This is a genomic window from Paenibacillus riograndensis SBR5, from assembly GCF_000981585.1.
Taxonomy (GTDB): Bacteria; Bacillota; Bacilli; order Paenibacillales; family Paenibacillaceae; genus Paenibacillus_AQ; species Paenibacillus_AQ riograndensis.
In genome coordinates this window covers 2,004,154-2,022,522 of sequence record NZ_LN831776.1, presented here as the reverse complement: position 1 = coordinate 2,022,522, position 18,369 = coordinate 2,004,154, and the positions used below count along the sequence as shown (strand labels likewise).

At 54.0% G+C, this 18,369-nt stretch carries 3 protein-coding genes; all 3 read right to left on the bottom strand.

Features of this window, described 5'->3' with window-relative positions; all coding sequences use genetic code 11:
* Positions 1 to 4: 4 nt before the first annotated feature.
* The 3 genes from PRIO_RS08565 to PRIO_RS08555 are packed head-to-tail and all read right to left on the bottom strand — an operon-like array spanning position 5 to position 18,349.
* On the bottom strand, positions 5 to 4,660 hold the full coding sequence (locus PRIO_RS08565) for a type I polyketide synthase (protein WP_052741426.1): 4,656 nt from the start codon (positions 4,658 to 4,660) through the stop codon (positions 5 to 7).
* A complete protein-coding gene (locus PRIO_RS08560; protein ID WP_046501881.1) occupies positions 4,653 to 17,186 on the bottom strand; it encodes a hybrid non-ribosomal peptide synthetase/type I polyketide synthase in 12,534 nt (4,177 codons plus the stop codon). The genes PRIO_RS08565 and PRIO_RS08560 overlap by 8 nt, the downstream gene beginning before the upstream one ends.
* The gene (locus tag PRIO_RS08555; protein WP_020427017.1) at positions 17,183 to 18,349 is read right to left on the bottom strand and encodes an acyl-CoA dehydrogenase family protein; all 1,167 of its coding nucleotides are present in this window, start codon (positions 18,347 to 18,349) and stop codon (positions 17,183 to 17,185) included. Before PRIO_RS08555 ends, PRIO_RS08560 begins: the two co-directional genes overlap by 4 nt.
* Positions 18,350 to 18,369: the final 20 nt, after the last annotated feature.

The following is an 18,369-nucleotide window of genomic DNA, read 5'->3' as shown; positions in this document are numbered from 1 at the left end:
TTCGTCATTTTCTTTGCTCTGTTCCAGGTTTTCTGAACTGCAATTGTCTTGTTAATCCGGACCTGCCGCTTTCCAGCCCGCTCAGCCTTGCATCCTCCTGCCCGTCCTGCCCGCCATTCTCAATCTGCCCAATCCGCTTGGCCAGCGCTGCGATGGTCGGGTTGGCAAATAAATCAACGATAGGAATTTGAAGGCTGAGCGTTTCTTCCACAATCGATTTGATCCGTATCAGCGTCAAGGACGTAGCTCCCAGCTCAAAAAAGTTATCATGGATGCTGATGTCCCTGATTCCCAAAAACTCCTCCCAAATCCCGGCGATTTGCTTCTCCAGATGATTGGAAGGTTTTTCGTATTCAACCATTGCAGCAGGACGCTGCCGTTTCTTCTGCCCATCTCTTGGCTGTACAGGCTTGCCTTCTGAAATCCCTTGAAGCTGTACCCACTCAGCCAGCCGCTTGTCCAAAATGCCCGGGGAGTGAACCATATGGTGGTATCTTTCTGCCGACAGCACCCGTGTCAGGGCCTCGATTCCCTCCTCCGGACTCATCGCCAAGTCCCCAATCGAGGATGTATATCCTGCCTCTGCCTTCGCCTCCCGCCTCCATGCCTCCCAATCGACGGTTTTCCATTTGACCTGCCGGTGTTTATTTCTTATCTTCATGTACGTATCCATAAATACACTCGCCGCCGAATAGGCGGCAAACCCATAGCCCCCCAGAACCGCCGCTGTTGAGGACATGAGCAGGCAAAAATCAAGCTCTTTATCTTCCAGCAGCTTATCCAGAACCAGCAAACCGTCAACCTTCGGCTGGAAAATGGTCCGGCAAAGCGCTTCATCCAACCGGGTAACCGGGTTGAAAAACTCTGCCCCCATGTTTGCGGCACAATGAATAACACCGTTAATGGCTCCCAGTTCGCATTCGATAGCCCCAATGGCGTCCGCCATTTGCCCGTAGTCACTCACATCGGCCGGATAGATGGCGATGTTCGCACCCAGCTTCTCGGCCTGGATCATTTCCTGGATGGTCCGGCTTGTGGAATCATCCTCAGGATGATCCCCCAGCCACTTGTCCCATTCCGGTCTCACCGGGAACGAACGCTGGATAATAGCGATGGAGGCGCGATAGTTTATGGCCAGATGCTCAGCGATAATCCACCCGATCATGCCTGCTCCGCCAGTCAGGACATACACACCGTTAGTCCGGAACAGATCCGGCTTGACGATCTGCGGTTCCAGCTTGATAGGCTGATAGATTGGAACCCATCTTTGGAGCCCCCGGTAAGAAACCTGGCGGTCACGATGTTCGCCGCCCAGCTCCTCTAACAGCATCCGGGCCAATTCCCTGGCCTCTTCCCCGTTGGCTGCGGAAGCAGCCTGAATGTCTACGGTCAGGTGCCGGATATGCTGCATTTCCTGTGGAATCACGATGCCAAGCCCAATCAGAGGGGCATTCTCCGGGTGCAGCGTTTCCTGCCCCGTCACAGGGAATACTTCATCCGTCACAACTGCAATCCGGACCGCCTTGTTTCTGCTGAATTGATGGAGGCATTGGACAATATAGGTGACACTGTAAAACCCGTTTTTTTGGCTTTCATGAAAGGCGGCGGCATCCAAAGGCGCGGAAACCCGGTTCTCCAGGCTCCACAGATGAATCAGGTTATCCGCCTCCACCTGTTTCTCTTGCAGGACCGCAAACAGTTGTTGGTAATCCGCCAGCGATTCCGGGTGAATCGTATATTCGCCGTCATCGTGCATACTAAATTCATGACCGCGATACACGGGAATTACGCGCTGCCCGCTGCTCCGTAACGCCTGCAGCAGTTCCCTGCTGATCAAATCATCATTCGCAAAAAGAAGGCAGAGCTGCCCGCCCAGCGGCCCGGACGCCAGCGGCAGCGCCTTCTGCTGCCAGAGCGGGAGATAAAACCAGTCTTCCATATGCGGCTGTTTTGGCAAAAGTGAATGCTTCCCCTTCTGTTGACCCTCCAGCATGTCAAACGGGTTGCCCTCCATTCCATACGATTCCCGTTCAAAAGGATAAGCCGGCAGGGAAAGCCTATTTCTTCGCTCATATGCGTACAGCTTCATCCATTCAATGCTGTGTCCCGCCCCCCATAACTGGCCTAACCGGGTGTACAGATAGGTCTGATCCTCCACATTTTCCTGCGGATTCCGAATGAGGTTAAGGATCGTATGCGACGAATCACGGTGTACAAAGTATCTCAAAAGCGCACTCAAATTCCGGTCCGGGCCTACCTCGAGAAAGGTCAGTGCTTCTTCCTTCAAGATTTCCTTCAAGCCATCTGCAAAACGGATCGAATCGGTTAACTGCTGGCCCCAATACCCCGGATCGGTTGCTTCCTCATCGGTAATCCAGTTTCCGCTGAGGTTCGAAATAAACGGAATCTGCGGCGGGTATAAACGGATTTGCTTCATCTCTTCCGCAAATGCATCCCTGACCGGTTCCATCACCGCGGAATGAAGGGCATAAGACGTGTCCAGGCGGATGCAGATTTGCCGCAAGGATTTCAGTTGCTCCTCAAACTGTTCAACCGCTGTTCGGGTGCCGCCTACCACGCAAGAAGGGCCGTTCACAATGCTTAAGGAGACGTCCGGCGGGAGCAGGGGCCGCAGCTCTTGCTCCGTCATCGGAACGCTGAGCATAGCGCCTTCCTCCGTCCCCTTAATCATCTGTCCCCGCCGGATAATCACGCGGATAGCGTCTTCCAGCACAAAAACGCCTGCCAGACAAGCGGCGGCGAATTCTCCAAAGCTGTAGCCAATCATGTATTTCGGCTTGATCCCTAGCTCCATAAGATATTTGCCAAGGGCATACTCAAAGATAAAGACCACCATTTGATTGATATCAATCCGGTTGATCTTGTAAACAGCTTCATCCCGTGCTTCCTGCGGGAAAAGGATTGCTTTCATGGAGAAATCCAAGTGGCTGTCCAGCAGGTCAAAACATCTATCGAGTTCCTGCTTAAAGAGTAGCTCCGTACGATACAGCCCCAGTCCCATATCCACGTACTGATTGCCAAGGCCCGGAAACATGAATACGATCGGCTTGTTTTCCTGTTCGACGGTACTTGTGAATACTTTGCGTGAAGGCTTTCCTTTCTCATTGCCAAGCGGCTGCAGCATTTCCGGAAGTTCGCCCGTATGGTTCGCCACGACAAACCGTCTGTGCTCGAAATCCGTTCTCCCGACCTGCAGGGTGTAGGCCAAATCCGCCAGGGGCACCTCGGGGTGGTTCCTGATATAGGCCGCCAGATTGCTGCTGTGCTGCTCCAATGCGCTTCTGCTTTTTGCCGAAATCAGAATAAGCTGTGAATCTCTTCCTCTCGACGACCTTGGCGGCGGGGGGGCTTCTTCCAAAACGATATGCGCATTCGTGCCGCCGATTCCAAACGAGCTGACCCCGGCTCTGAGCGGGTTGCCTTCACCCGATAAATCGGACAGCTTACCATTCACCACGAAGGGGGAATCCGCCAGATTGATTTTCGGATTTAGCGTGGTAAAGTGCAGGGTAGGCGGCAGCAATCTGTGCTGTAAACTGAGCGTGGCCTTGATAAAGCCGGCGACACCTGCCGCCGCATCGAGATGGCCGATGTTCGACTTCACCGAACCGATCCGGCAGACCCCTTCACTGTTTCCAAAAGCAGCTTTTAACGCCTCCAGCTCAATCGGATCTCCCAAAACCGTGCCAGTTCCATGCGTCTCAACAAATTGGATCGAAGCGGCATTCACCTCGGCCAGCTGCTGGGCTGTTTGTATGACTTCAACCTGGCCTTCCACGCTTGGGGCCGTGTAGGCGCTTTTGCGGTTTCCGTCGTTATTGATCGCTGAGCCCTTGATCACTGCATAAATATGATCTCCGTCCTGGACAGCCTCTTCGAATCGCTTCAGGACGACCACCCCCGCCCCATTTCCCGGGACAGAGCCTTGTCCCTCTTCGTCAAACGCCTTGCAGTGCCCATCCGGCGACAATATCATCCCCTCTTGGTACTGATAGCCTGATTTAAGCGGCAGGGTAATGCTCGCACCGCCCGCCAAGGCGATATCGCATTCACCATTGAGCAGCGCCTGAGCCGCAAGGTGAATGGTGACGAGCGAGGTTGAACAGGCTGTATTGACCGTCAGACTCGGCCCTTTTAGGTTGAGGCGGTGGGAAATCAGCGTCGACATATAATCCTTGTTCGCGAACTGGTTCGCGGTAAATGGACCGAGCAGCCGGGCACCTTCCGATAAATAGGAAAGCGCCTGCCAGTAGAGGCTGCCCGCCGCCCCCGCATATAATCCGATCAAACCCGGATACGTGCCGGGGCAATAACCGGCATCCTCCAGCGCTTCCCAGACACATTCATGAAAGATGCGCACCTGCGGGTCCATCACTTCGGCTTCCAGCGGCGAGTAGTTGAAAAAGGAAGCGTCAAACTGATCACTGTTCTCCAGATAGCCTTTGGCGCGGACATAATCCGGATGGGACACCGCCGCCGGTTCAATCCCGCTCTCCAGCAATTCATCCGCAGTGAAAAAAGTAATGGATTCTTTGCCGTTGACTAAATTGTCCCAGAAGGTATGAACGTCCGCCGCACCCGGAACTCTGGCCGACATGCCAATGACTGCAATCTCAAGTCCGTTTGTTTGTTTACTCATCTCGGTTTATCCCTTTTCTTTTTGATAATCTTTGCGCTCTTTTCTCATTGCCCTGCAGCAGCAGCTCTCTTCGTCCGGCATTGCTTGCTGTGTGCCGGGCAGGGCTATTCTGCTTGTGGCTCAGGTAATCCAGAAGCGCTTCGATGGTGCGGTATCGGTACAAATTGGCGATTGAGATTTCAGCGTCTACATGCTGCTTCACCTGCTGATGCAGGATAATCACACTGAGGGAATCCCCTCCGATCTGGAAGAAGTCATCACGAAGACCAACCTTGTCGATGTGCAAAACCTCTTTCCAGAGCTGTGACATCTGCTTTTCCAGCATCGTTTTCGGGTGAACATACCGCTCTTTCTCGATACATACTTCCATTTGGGAAAGTGCCTTCCGGTCAGCCTTCCCGCTGGAGGTATGGGGCAGCGTATCCAGTTGCGTATAAAAGACCGGAACCATATACGATGGCAATTCCCGGCGTAAATATTCCCTTAGCGCCTCCGTTTCGATCCGCTCCCTGGCCGTAAAATAGGCGCAGAGCACTTTGCTTTCCGTCTGTGCTCCCTGGCTTACCACGACAGCCGTTTCAATCCGGCTGTCATATTTTTGGATGGCGGATTCGATCTCCCCCAGTTCGATCCGGTAGCCCCGCAGCTTGATCTGGGTATCCTTTCTCCCCAAATACTCGATATTCCCGTCTTCCTGCCACCGGGCGAGGTCCCCCGTGAAATACAGCCGCTCTTCCGGCAGCCCCGGCAGCGTCCTGAATTTCTCCGCCGTGAGCTCCGGCCGGTTAAGGTACCCCTTCGCCAATTGCACACCGCCGATGCACAGTTCTCCCTGAATGCCCATCGGCACCAGCCCGCCTTCTTCCGATACGATATACAGGCGGGTGTTCGCCACCGGCTTGCCGATCGGAATCAGCGGATCTGCCGGGTGCACCTCGCAGGAGCTGACATCAATGGTCGCTTCGGTAGGTCCGTACAGGTTATGCAGTTCAACCCCCTCGATCCTGCGGAAAAACCGCTCCTTCACTTCCAGCGTCAGCTCTTCACCGCTGCATATGCAGCGCCTCAGCTGTCCCAATGACGCATTCTCCGGCAGCGCATGCACAAATCCCGACAGCATCGAAGGCACGAAATGCAGCGTCGTTATTCCCTGGCTGCGGATCAGCTGAACCAGATAATCCGGGTCTTTTTCCCCGCCCGGCTTCGCCAGACAAAGCACGCCCCCGATCATTAGCGGGAGGAACAGCTCCCAGACCGATACGTCAAAGGTATAGGTGGTCTTTTGCAGAACGACCTCCCGTTCGTCCATCTCGTACGCCTCTGCCATCCAGCGCAGACGGTTCACCAGCCCCCCGTGCGTCAGCAGGACCCCTTTGGGTTTGCCTGTCGAACCCGAGGTGTAGAGCACATAAGCCAAATGATGCGGGAGGATGTCCAGTGCGACATTGTCCCGTTCGTACCCTGCATAGATGGCTTCCTCTTCCACATCCACAGCGGTTACGCCCAGGGCGGCCGCCTGAGAAGCGAAGGCGGTCTGGGTCAATACGAGCTTCAGCCCGCTGTCTGCGATCAAATACCCGATCCGTTCCGCCGGATAGTCCGGGTCCAGCGGCAGATAGGCGCAGCCCGCCTTCTCGATCCCCAGCAAGCCGATAATCATCGCCGGGGAGCGCTCCGCCAGGATGCCGATGATCTCATCCCGCTGGCAGCCCTGATCCCGCAGCAGGCGGGCCACCTGGTTGGCCCGCTCATTCAGCTCGCGGTAGGTCAGGCGTTGCCCTTCCCAGACGACTGCCGTCTCGTCTCCCCTTTTCCGCGCTTGTTCTTCAATCAATGTGATGATGCTCTGACTGAGGTCATACCCGGCCTCCGTCTGATTGAATCCGTACTGTACCTGCTCCGCTTCCTCTGTTCCGAGCAGACTAAGCTCCCGGATCGTCCGGCCGGGCGACTGCAGAACCTGCCGGACAATCTGCTGGTAATGTCCGCCCATCCGCTGAATCGTGGAGTCCTTGAACAGCGCGGTGGCGTACTCGATGCTAAAGCCCATTTCCCCTTGCTCTTCCCAGGCTTGCAGCATCAGGTCGAACTTGGCGATGCCGTTGTGAAAATCATAACGCTGCACCTGGAGACCGGAGATATGCAGCTGGCTCCGGTCCCGCTGCTCCCAGGCAAACATGGTGTCGAAGAGCGGATTGCGGCTGACGTCCCGCTCCTTCTCAATGTCCTGCACCAGTTCTTCAAAGGGATACCCTTGGTGGTCAAAGGCATGCAGGCAATACTCCCTCACTTCCTGCAGATAGTCGAGCACCACCTTCGCTCCATCCGGGCGGCTGCGGAGGGCCAGCGTATTGACAAAAGCCCCCACCGTATCTTCCGTATCCACACCAAAACGCCCGCCGACCGGCGTGCCGACCAGAACCTCTTGCTGGCCGCTGTATTTTGCTAACAAAATGGTAAAACAGCTAAGCAGCAGCATGTACGGCGTAATCTGATGGGTCTGGCAGAACGCTTGCAGCGGGCCGCTGATTTCTTCAGTCCAGGTAAACGGGCGGAGCTCGCCCGCGAACTGCTTGATGGGCGGACGCCGGAAGTCGGTCGGCAGATTCAGCAGCTCGTACCCGTCTTTGTATTGCTCCAGCCAAAACGCCCGTTCCTCTTGCCAGAACGCCGACTCCCTGTTCTGCTGCCACACGGCGTAGTCCTTGTACTGAAGCCGGGGCTCCGCAAGCGTCCGTCCCTCGTAATAGGCCAGGAAATCTCCGATCAATAGCTCAATGGACAGCCCGTCTGAGATGATATGATGCATATCGATCTGCAGGACATGAGATTCGTTCTCCACACGCACCAGCCGGATCCGGATCAGCGGAGCCAGATCCAGCCGGAACGGCTGCACAAAACCCTGCAGCGTCTCTTCGATTCCCGCCCCCGGCAGATCAGAATATGCGATCGCTAACGCTGCGTGAGGGTCTATCTTTTGCACCAATGCTTGTCCGTTCAGTTCAAAGCTGGTCCGCAGCGCTTCATGCCGCCGGATCAGACCGTCGCATGCGGCCTGCACCCGCTCCCGGTCCAGCTTGCCTTGCAAGACAAAGGCACCCGGAATATTGTAGGCGGTGCTGTCCTCATCGAATTGCTGCAATGCATACAGCCTTTTCTGCTGGGAGGAAACCGGATAGCATGCTGCTTCCGGCGCTTTCGGGATGACAACGGCCTGACCCGGTGCCTGCCTCTGGATCACTGGCAGCAGTTCCCTGATTGTCGGGTTCGCAAAAATATCAAGGATGGTCACATGAATGTGAAAGGCTTCGGATATTCTGGCTTTCAACACAATTGCAGCAAGAGAATTGCCGCCCAATTCAAAGAAGCTGTCGGACGGAGAAATATTCCCGCAGCCCAGCGTCTCTCTGAAAATGTTCTCCAGCATTTGCCCTTCCTTACTGGAGATAACCTCTGTCACCGGCTCCTTGCGGCTATGCCCTACAGCCGCTTCTGCCAAGGCTTTCCGGTCAGCCTTCCCACTGGAGGTATGGGGCAGCGTATCCAGTTGCGTATAAAAGACCGGAACCATATACCCCGGCAATTCCCGGCGTAAATATTCCCTTAACGCCTCAGTTTCGATCCGCTCCCTGGCCGTAAAATAGGCGCAGAGCACTTTGCTTTCCGCCTGTGCTCCCTGGCTTACCACGACAGCCGTTTCGATCCGGCTGTCATACTTCTGGATGGCGGATTCGATCTCCCCCAGCTCGATCCGGTAGCCCCGCAGCTTGATCTGGGTATCCTTTCTCCCCAAATACTCGATATTCCCGTCTTCCCGCCACCGGGCGAGGTCGCCCGTGAAATACAGCCGCTCTTCCGGCAGCCCCGGCAGCGTCTTGAATTTCTCCGCCGTGAGCTCCGGCCGGTTAAGGTACCCTTTCGCCAGTTGTACGCCGCCGATGCACAGTTCTCCCGGAATGCCCACCGGCACCAGCCCGCCTTCTTCCGATACGATATACAGGCGGGTATTCGCCACCGGCTTGCCAATCGGAATCAGCGGGTCTGCCGGATGCACCTCGCAGAAGCTGACATCAATGGTCGCTTCGGTGGGACCGTACAGGTTATGCAGTTCAACCCCCTCTATCCTGCGGAAAAACCGCTCCTTCACTTCAAGCGTCAGCTCTTCACCGCTGCATATGCAGCGCTTCAGCTGCCCCATTGTCGCATGCTCCGGCAGCGCATGCACAAAACCCGACAGCATCGAAGGCACGAAATGCAGCGTCGTTATTCCCTGGCTGCGGATCAGCTGAACCAGATAATCCGGGTCTTTTTCCCCGCCCGGCTTCGCCAGACAGAGCACGCCCCCAGTCATCAGCGGGAGGAACAGCTCCCAGACCGATACGTCAAAGGTATAGGTGGTCTTTTGCAGAACGACCTCCCGTTCGTCCATTCCGTACGCTTCCGCCATCCAGCGCAGACGGTTCACCAGTCCCCCGTGGGTCAGCAGGACCCCTTTGGGTTTGCCTGTCGAGCCGGAGGTGTAGAGGACATAAGCCAAATGATGTGGGAGGATGTCCAGTGCGACATTGTCCCGTTCGTACCCTGCATAGACCGCTTCCTCTTCCACATTCACAGCGGTTACGCCTAAGGCGGCCACCCGGTCTGCGAAGGCGGTCTGGGTTAATATGAGCTTCAGCCCGCTATCTTGGATCAAATACCCGATCCGTTCCGCCGGATAGTCCGGGTCCAGCGGCAGATAGGCGCAGCCCGCTTTCTCAATCCCCAGCAAGCCGATGATCATCGCCGGGGAGCGCTCCGCCAGGATGCCAATGATCTCATCCCGCTGGCAGCCCCGATCCCGCAGCAGGCGGGCGACCTGGTTGGCCCGCTCATTCAGCTCGCAGTAGGTCAGGCTTTGCCCTTCCCAGACGACTGCCGTTTCGTCTCCCCTCTTCTCCGCTTGCTGTTCAATCAGCGTGATGATGCTCTGACTGAGGTCATACCCGGCTTCCGTCTGATTGAATCCGTACTGTACCTGCTCCGCTTCCTCTGTTCCGAGCAGGCTAAGCTCCCGGATCGTCCGGCCGGGAGACTGCAGAACCTGCCGGACAATCTGCTGGTAATGTCCGCCCATCCGCTGAATCGTGGAGTCCTTGAACAGCGCGGTGGCGTACTCGATGCTAAAGCCCATTTCCCCTTGCTCTTCCCAGGCCTGCAGCATCAGGTCAAACTTGGCGATGCCGCTGTGGAAATCGTAGCGCTGCACCTGAAGACCGGAGATATGCAGCTGGCTCCGGTCCCGCTGCTCCCAGGCAAACATGGTGTCGAAAAGCGGATTGCGGCTGACATCCCGTTCCTTCTCGATATCCTGCACCAGTTCTTCAAAGGGATACCCTTGGTGGTCAAAGGCATGCAGGCAATACTCCCTCACTTCCTGCAGATAGTCGATCACCACCTTCGCTCCATCCGGGCGGCTGCGGAGGGCCAGCGTGTTGACAAAAGCCCCCACCGTATCTTCCGTATCCACACCAAAACGCCCGCCGACCGGCGTGCCGACCAGAACCTCCTTCTGGCCGCTGTATTTCGAGAGTAAAATGGTAAAACAGCTAAGCAGCAGCATGTACGGCGTAATCTGATGGGTCTGGCAGAACGCTTGCAGCGGGCCGCTGATTTCTTCGGTCCAGGCAAACGGGCGGAGCGCGCCGGCAAACTGCTTGATCGGTGGACGCCGGAAGTCGGTCGGCAGATTCAGCAGCTCGTACCCGTCTTTGTATTGCTCCAGCCAAAACGCCCGTTCCTCTTTCCAAAACGCGGACTCCCTGTTCTGCTGCCACACGGCGTAGTCCTTGTACTGAAGCCGTGGCTCCGCAAGCGTCCGCCCCTCGTAATAGGCCAGGAAATCTCTGATCAATAATTCAATGGACAGCCCGTCTGAGATAATATGATGCATATCAATCTGCAGCACATGAGATTCGTTCTCCACACGCACCAGCCGGATCCGGATCAGCGGAGCCTGATCCAGCCGGAACGGTTGCACAAAGCCCTGCAGCGTCTCTTCGATTCCCGCCCCCGGCAGATCAGAATATGCGATCGCTAACGCTGCGTGAGGGTCTATCTTTTGCACCAATGCTTGTCCGTTCAGTTCAAAGCTGGTCCGCAGCGCTTCATGCCGCCGGATCAGACCGTCGCATGCGGCCTGCACCCGCTCCCGGTCCAGCTTGCCTTGCAAGACAAAGGCACCCGGAATATTGTAGGCGGTGCTGTCCTCATCGAATTGCTGCAATGCATACAGCCTTTTTTGCTGGGAAGAAACCGGATAACACGCTGCTTCCGGCGCTTTCGGGATGACAACGGCCTGACCCGGTGCCTGCCTCTGGATCACCGGCAGCAGTTCCCTGATTGTCGGGTTTTGGAATACCTCGTGCATGGTTAATTGAACGCGGAACGCGTCTGCAGTCTTCGAGATAAACGAAATCACCTTCAGCGAATCAAATCCCCGCTCGAACAGATCATCATCCTCGCCAATAGTTGTGCCGCCGATGATATCCGCTACCATCTGTGCAAGAATGGCGGCTTCACTGCTCATTGCCTTTGGCTCAGCTTGAACCCGACTTGCTTCCGACTCCACCGGTGCTTCCGGCAAGTCATTAGGGACCTGAACTGCTCCGGCCTCAACGGCCGGACTGCCCATACCATAGCGAAAATCCCGGAGCCAATAGCGTTTTTTCTCAAACGGGTAACCCGGCAGGGGCACTCTTCTTCGTTGTTCACCGCTGTAAAAGCGGCTCCAATCCACACTAACCCCGTTTACCCATAATTGTGCGACTGTCCTTAATAAATACTCGTCGTCCGCTGCTTTCTTACGTTCGACCCGGATGGTATCGAGCAGCTTCTGCTTGCGGTCAGGCAACATAAACCGCTGAACCAGCGTGCATAGATTCCGCCCTGGGCCGATCTCGATAAACAGGGTATTCTCTTGCGGCGCAAGCTTTTTGAATCCTTCGGCAAAACGCACAGGCTCCCGCAAATGACGCACCCAATGCTCCGGGCTCGCCGCCTCCTCCGGCGTGATTACATCCCCGGTCAGACTCGATACAAAAGGAACAGCCGGCGGATTACAAGTCACCCGCTGAACACATTCCCTGAATTCGCTGATCATCGAATCAAGCATTTTGGAATGACCCGCGTGGGAAATCTGCAGTCTCATGCTGATCAATTTCCTGCTCTTGAGCAAGGCTTCAAAGGCGGCAATGCTGTCCTTGCTTCCAGATACAATACAAGACTCGTCGTTAACAGCAGCAACCGACAGAACGGGTGGTAAAATCTGCAGCAAATCCGCCTCCTGGAGCGGAACCGTGATCATAAGTCCTTCAGGCAGCTTCTCCATAAGGACTCCCCGGTGATAGGTCAGAAACAAGGCATCGCGCAAGGAAAATACACCCGCCAAACACGCGGCGACATACTCTCCGATGCTGTACCCGATCATGCTCAGCGGCTCTACCTGCCAATTCATCAGCAGCCATGCCAAAGAATATTCCAGAGCAAAATGAAGGGGCTGGGAAACGCTCTGTCTGTGAATATGGCGCTCCGCTTGCTGCTCCCGGCCGTCCGGGAATAAAAAATCCTGATAGCGCAAACCGGAAATCTCCTGCAAAATCGTCAGGCATTCACTCAGCTTGTCCCGGAAAACCGGCTCATGACGATAGAGATCCAGAGCCATATTCACGTATTCTGCACCTTGGCCCGAAAACATGAATACAACGGATGGGGCCTGCTCCGAAACCACGGCCTCCCATCTTTTGGCTGTTTCCTTTGCCGTAAGAATATCTATGGCCTCTTTGGTTTCTGTGCAGAGAAAAGCGGAACGGTGCGCAAAACTTTTCCGTCCCACTTTCAAGGTATAGGCGGCATCGGCCAAATGCACGCCGGGGCTGCGTCTGAACGACTCTCTTACTTTTCCCTTCAAATTGTTCAGCGCAAGCTCCGTTTTAGCCGATAGAGTCATGATCTGAAAACGTCTTTGGGCAGGACCCGAGTCCACCTGCGGCGCTTCTTCCAGAATCACGTGCGCATTGCTTCCCCCTTGTCCAAACGAGCTTACCCCCGCCCGCAGCGGATAATTGTCCTCATTCCGCAAATCAAGAAGCCGGGTATTCACATAAAATGGGGAATCCTCCAATACGATTCGTGCATTGATCTCATCACAGTTGAGTGAAGCAGGAAACATTCTTTGTTGCAGAGACATGGATGTTTTCATCAGCCCTGCGATTCCAGCAGCAGCTTCCAGATGTCCGATATTCGTTTTGACAGAGCCCAGTCCGCAATAATTTTTCTTGCTCGTGTTGAAGGCCCGTTTTAGCCCTTCGATTTCTACCGGATCACCCAGTACAGTTCCCGTCCCGTGTGCCTCTATATAATGAATTTGCTCGGAGCCAATACCGGAACGCTGAATGGCCTTTTGGATAACCGCCGCCTGTCCTTCAGCGCTTGGAGCGGAATAACCCGCTTTACGGTTTCCATCATTATTGACGGCAGTGGATTTGATAATAGAATAAATGTGATCCCCGTCAGCAAGCGCATTCTTTAAGCGTTTCAGGACGACCAGTCCTACTCCGTTGCCGGTCACGGTGCCTGTTGCCTTTTTCTCAAAAGCTCTGCAATGCCCGTCCTTGGACAGGACCATTCCCTCCTGATGGATGTAGCCCATTTCGTCAAGCAGTGTAACCGCAGCCCCTCCGGCAACCGCAATGTCACAATCGCCAAAAAGCAGGTCCTTGTAAGCCCGGTCGATGGCCACAAGCGAGGTGGAGCAGGCGGTTTGAACGGTGATCGCCGGGCCCCGCAGATTCATGCGATAGGCAATCAGCGTAGCGAACGAATTGCTGTTCATGTTATAGATTTGATATTGATCAGAGGCATACAGGGAAGGGCTGAACTTCTCGGGTACCCAATAAATATTATAAGAAGAGCCGATATACAGTCCGATTGCTCCGGGGTAGGACTCCGGTTCATATCCGGCATCCTCCAGCGCATGCCAGGCACACTCGTGGAGCAAGCGGATTTGCGGGTCCATCCACTTGGCCTCGGCAACGGTATACCCAAAGAAATCGGCATCAAAGCAATCGCTGTCATCGAGCTTTCCTTTTGCCCTTACATACTTGGGATTGTTCAAAAGCTCACTGTCCATCCCAAGTGCCTTCAATTCTTCATCGGTATAAAACTTGATTGCTTCTTTCCCGCTCACCAGGTTGCTCCAGAACTGCTCCTTGTCAGCAGCCCCCGGAAACCGGCCGGCCATCCCGATAATAGCCACATCAGTATCCTGAAAATCCAGGATTGGAGGCTGAAAAGCTTTGGGTTCTGCAGGTTGCTGCCGGGCTTCGCCCGTTGTTCTTGTCATAGTTTCATTGCAGTAACTGACAAATTCATGGATCGTCGGATAGTCAAAAATGGTTTGGACCGGGATCTCCATGTTCAAACGGGCCTTTAATTCATTACATAGATGAATGACCTTCACCGAGTCGCCGCCTATGTCAAAGAAGCGGTTGAATATGCCCACGCTCTCAAGCTTCAGCACCTTTTTCCAAATCTCTGCAACCTCATTTTCCAGCTTGCTGCGCGGCTCCACCAGCTTTCCGGACGGAACCATGCGGGCGGTTTTCATCTGGGCAAGTGCTTTCCGGTCCACCTTCAGATTACTTGTATAGGGAATCTCGCCGATAGGATACAAGTTGGCCGGCACTGCGTAATATGGGAGTTTGCTCTTGAGAAAGGCCTGGAAATCCTCCCGGACAAATCCGCTGCCCGTCACCAGATAAGCGGCCAGTGCCGCGTCGCCAGCCTCTTCCACTTCGATGACCACTGCATCTTTTACAGCAGGATAGCTTTTGATTGTGCCTTCAATTCCTTCGATTTCGATGCGGTGCCCCCTGATTTTGACCTGGCCATCGTTTCTTCCTACGAACTGAAGTCTTCCGTCCGGCAGCCAATACGCATAATCACCGGTACAATACAGCCTCTCCCCCGGATGATACGGATTCGTAATGAACTTATCGCTGGTTAAACCGGGCTGGTTAAGATATCCTTGGGCCACACCTTTCCCGGAGATGCATAGTTCCCCCGGATAACCCAAGGGCCGCAGATGCTTGTCTTTGGATAAAATATAGATTCCTGTATTGGCAATGGGTTTCCCGATAGACAGCGTATCCTCAAGCTCCTGTACGGTAGACCATACGGTCGTTTCCGTCGGCCCGTACACATTGTAGATCTGCTGGTCTGTGATCTTGCGCAAGGATTGGTAGAGGTCTTCGGGAAACCCCTCTCCGCCGATCAGAATTTTTCCCGGCTGCTGAAGGCAACCGGCTAATGAAGAGTCTACAAGCATCCTCATACGTGATGGTGTCGCTTGGAGAATATCGATGGACTCCTGTTCGATCAACCGCAATATGGCATCGGGGTCCTTCTGTACCCAATCGGGGGCGAGCACAAGGTTCAGGCCCAAACAAAGCGGCAGCAAGGATTCCAGGACGAATATATCAAAGGAATAGGTGGTGAGCGCCAATACCTTATCATCAGGCCGGAATCCGATCCGCTTGTCCATGCCAAAGATAAAATTCACTACGTTGCCATGGCTGACCATAACGCCCTTGGGCGCTCCCGTCGATCCCGACGTATAGATTACATAAGCAAGATTCTCCGGGGTTGACGGATGTATGCCGGCTTCGTGAGGGAATCGGAGAATATCCTGTAAACCGTAATGTCCCTGCAGCGCGTCTTGATCCATACATAAGAGCGTCTGCCGGACCGGCTGCTTCCCGTTCATGCCCATTAAGGCATCCGTGTACTTCTGGACGGTGATGATTACTTCGATCTGCCCGTCCTGTACCATGGCGGCAATCCGTTCCTCCGGCAGAATGGGATCAATCGGTACGTAAGCGCCTCCGGATTTCAAAATTCCAAGCATCGCAATCAGCAGCTCAGGCCGTCTATCCATACAGATGCCAACCAGCTGGTTAGGCTGAATCCCCTTACCGGTTAAAAAATTCGCCAACTGGTTAGCTTGTTCATTGAGCTGCCGGTAGCTGTAGATCTGCCCTGCGTAATGAAGCGCAATCCGGTCTGGTTCCCTGTCCGCCTGCTCTTCAAATAGCTGATGAATGGTTTTATCGGCCGGAACCATAACTTCCGTATTCGCAAATTCCAGCAGCAGCTTCCTTTGTTCCTCCGGAAACAAAAAATCGGCAGAAGCAACCGGTGCCTCGGGATGTTGAACGAGAGAAGACAGGATCAGCTGATAGCGGGCTGCTGCCTCATGAATAAACGCCTCGCTATACATCTGGCTGCTATAATCCACAACGATTTCAATGGAGTTCCATAAAGTAATAAAGATGGACAGAGGATAATTGGTTTCCTCTCTATATGAGAAGGAATCGATAAGCATATTCCGACTATTCAAGTTATTTTGCAAAGGATAATTCTCAATCACCAGAATCGTATCAAATAATTCTTTTTCAAAAGGCATTCCGCTGTATCGTTTGATATCCCTGAGCGGTGTGGAGCCATACTCTTTTCTTGCATTCAAAGAGACAAACACTTTCTCCAGAAGGCCCTTGAAGGTTTCTTCCGGGTCTATCCTAAGCCTTAGCGGCAGCGTGTTAATAAACAAGCCGACCGTTTCTTCCCACCCGTGCAGCGCCTCTTCCCGGCCTGAGATGGTTGTGCCAAACACAATGTCCCTGCTGTCGGTATAAAATGCTTGAAGGAGTGCCCAGGCTGTGTAAAGATAACAGCTTACCGAGTATTTCCCCTCCTGTTTGATCTCTTCATAGAGAAAAAGGGGCAGCTCCAGACGAAGCTGCTTTTTCCCCTCCGCTTGCTGCCCAGATGGACTGGCCGGAAGAATATCCTGCAGCCACACGGGATGAACCTCCTGCAGATACCCGGCCCAGAACCTTTCCTGCTCCGCTTTGTCCTTGTTTCTGGTCAGCCCGATAAATTCTTTATATCTTTTCTTGAGTGCTGCGGATGGCTGCTGCTGATTCAAGAAGAGCTGATAGCTCTCCATGAATTCATTCAGGATAATCCCCGTGCTCCACCCGTCAAACAAAATATGATGATGGCTCATAATCATGTGATAGTCGGCTTCAGCGAATTGATACAGGCAGACGCGAAAAGCTCCCTCTGTTAAATCAAACGGACTGTTCCTGTCATCCTCCATAACTTTCGTAATGAACTCACTGCGTTCACCGATGCCCTGAGACGAAACATCGATGATCTGCAGAAATTGGGACCGCTCTTTGAGAATAATCTGCACCGGCTCTTTGACGCCTTCCCAGCGAAAAACCGCCCGTAGCATCTCATTGCTGGAGACAACGTGCTGCCATGCCGCCTCAAAAGCGGAGAGATCAACCCGGGATGCAATGTGCAAACTCACCTGTTCGAAATAAAGGGAGCTGCCGGGCTCCTTCAAATAATGAAAGAGCATCCCTTCCTGCATCGAACTAAGAGAGATGATATCACTCACTTGATTTGCATCCAGTTTTTTCATATTTCTTTAATCCTTTTTGGCTGATAATATTTATTTGCGCCATACAAGGCGATTATCTGCTGCTGAAGCTGTGAAGTCCCTTCAATGATTTCAAGGACTTTGGCCTCTCTGAACAGGCGTTCCACCGGAAACCGCCTGCTGCATCCGTTGGCTCCGAGAACCTGAATGGCATCGGCGGCAGCCTTGTTGGCAACGGTAGACGAGTAATATTTGGCCGCTGTCGTGTGGATTGCAGCATCCGGGTGATTTTCGATTCTCATCCTTGCGGCCTCCTTACACAACGAACGTGCAGCCATAATATTCGTGACATTATCTCCGATAATTCCCTTGATGAGCTGATGGTGAAAGATTTTTTGCCCGGACTGGCTTCTTTTTCTGGCGTAAGTAACCATCACTTCCAAAGCCTCCTGCGCCAACCCTACACCCATCCATGCCACGTTGAAGCGTCCGTAGTCCAAGGCAAAATTGGCGATTCCGGCAAAACCCATCCCTTCCTTGCCAACCATCATTTCCGGCCCGACTTCAACACCGGTAAGCTCGATGTCAGCAAGCTGTGAGGCGGCGCAAGACAGCAGCCCCTGCATTTTTTTTATCTTCACGCCTTCCAGATTGCGGTCGACGAGAAAAGCACTGACGGCCTTGCTTGATGGTTCGGCAGCAATGACGATAAAAAAATCAGCGATTTCGCCGAAGGATATCCATTTTTTCCGGCCGGTGATCCGGTAGTTGTCTCCAACTTTTTCGTAAGCGCTCTCAACATCCTTCGCTCCGCTTCCCACGCCCGGCTCGGTCAACGCAAACGCACCGATCTTCTCCCCCCTGGCAATGGGCAGAACATACTTCTGTTGTTGGTATTTGGTGCCCCAACGGATGAGCGTTTCGCCAACCAGACCCGTGCTTACCGTAAGCAGCATCGCGGCGGACAAGGCTCCTTTGCCGATCTCTTCAACCAGACTGCCATATTCAAGCGGGTCCAGCTCCAGCCCCCCGAACTCTTCAGGGAAGCTCGCTCCCAGATACCCTTTCCGCCCCATCTTCCGGATTAACTCGCGGGGGAGAGCCTGCTGTTCTTCGAAATCAGCCGCGAAGGGCCGGATGTCTTCCTCGACAAACTGTTTTACTTCTTCCAGAATGCTTTGTGAGTTATTCCTTGTCATCGCCATTTTTCATTCATCCCATCATT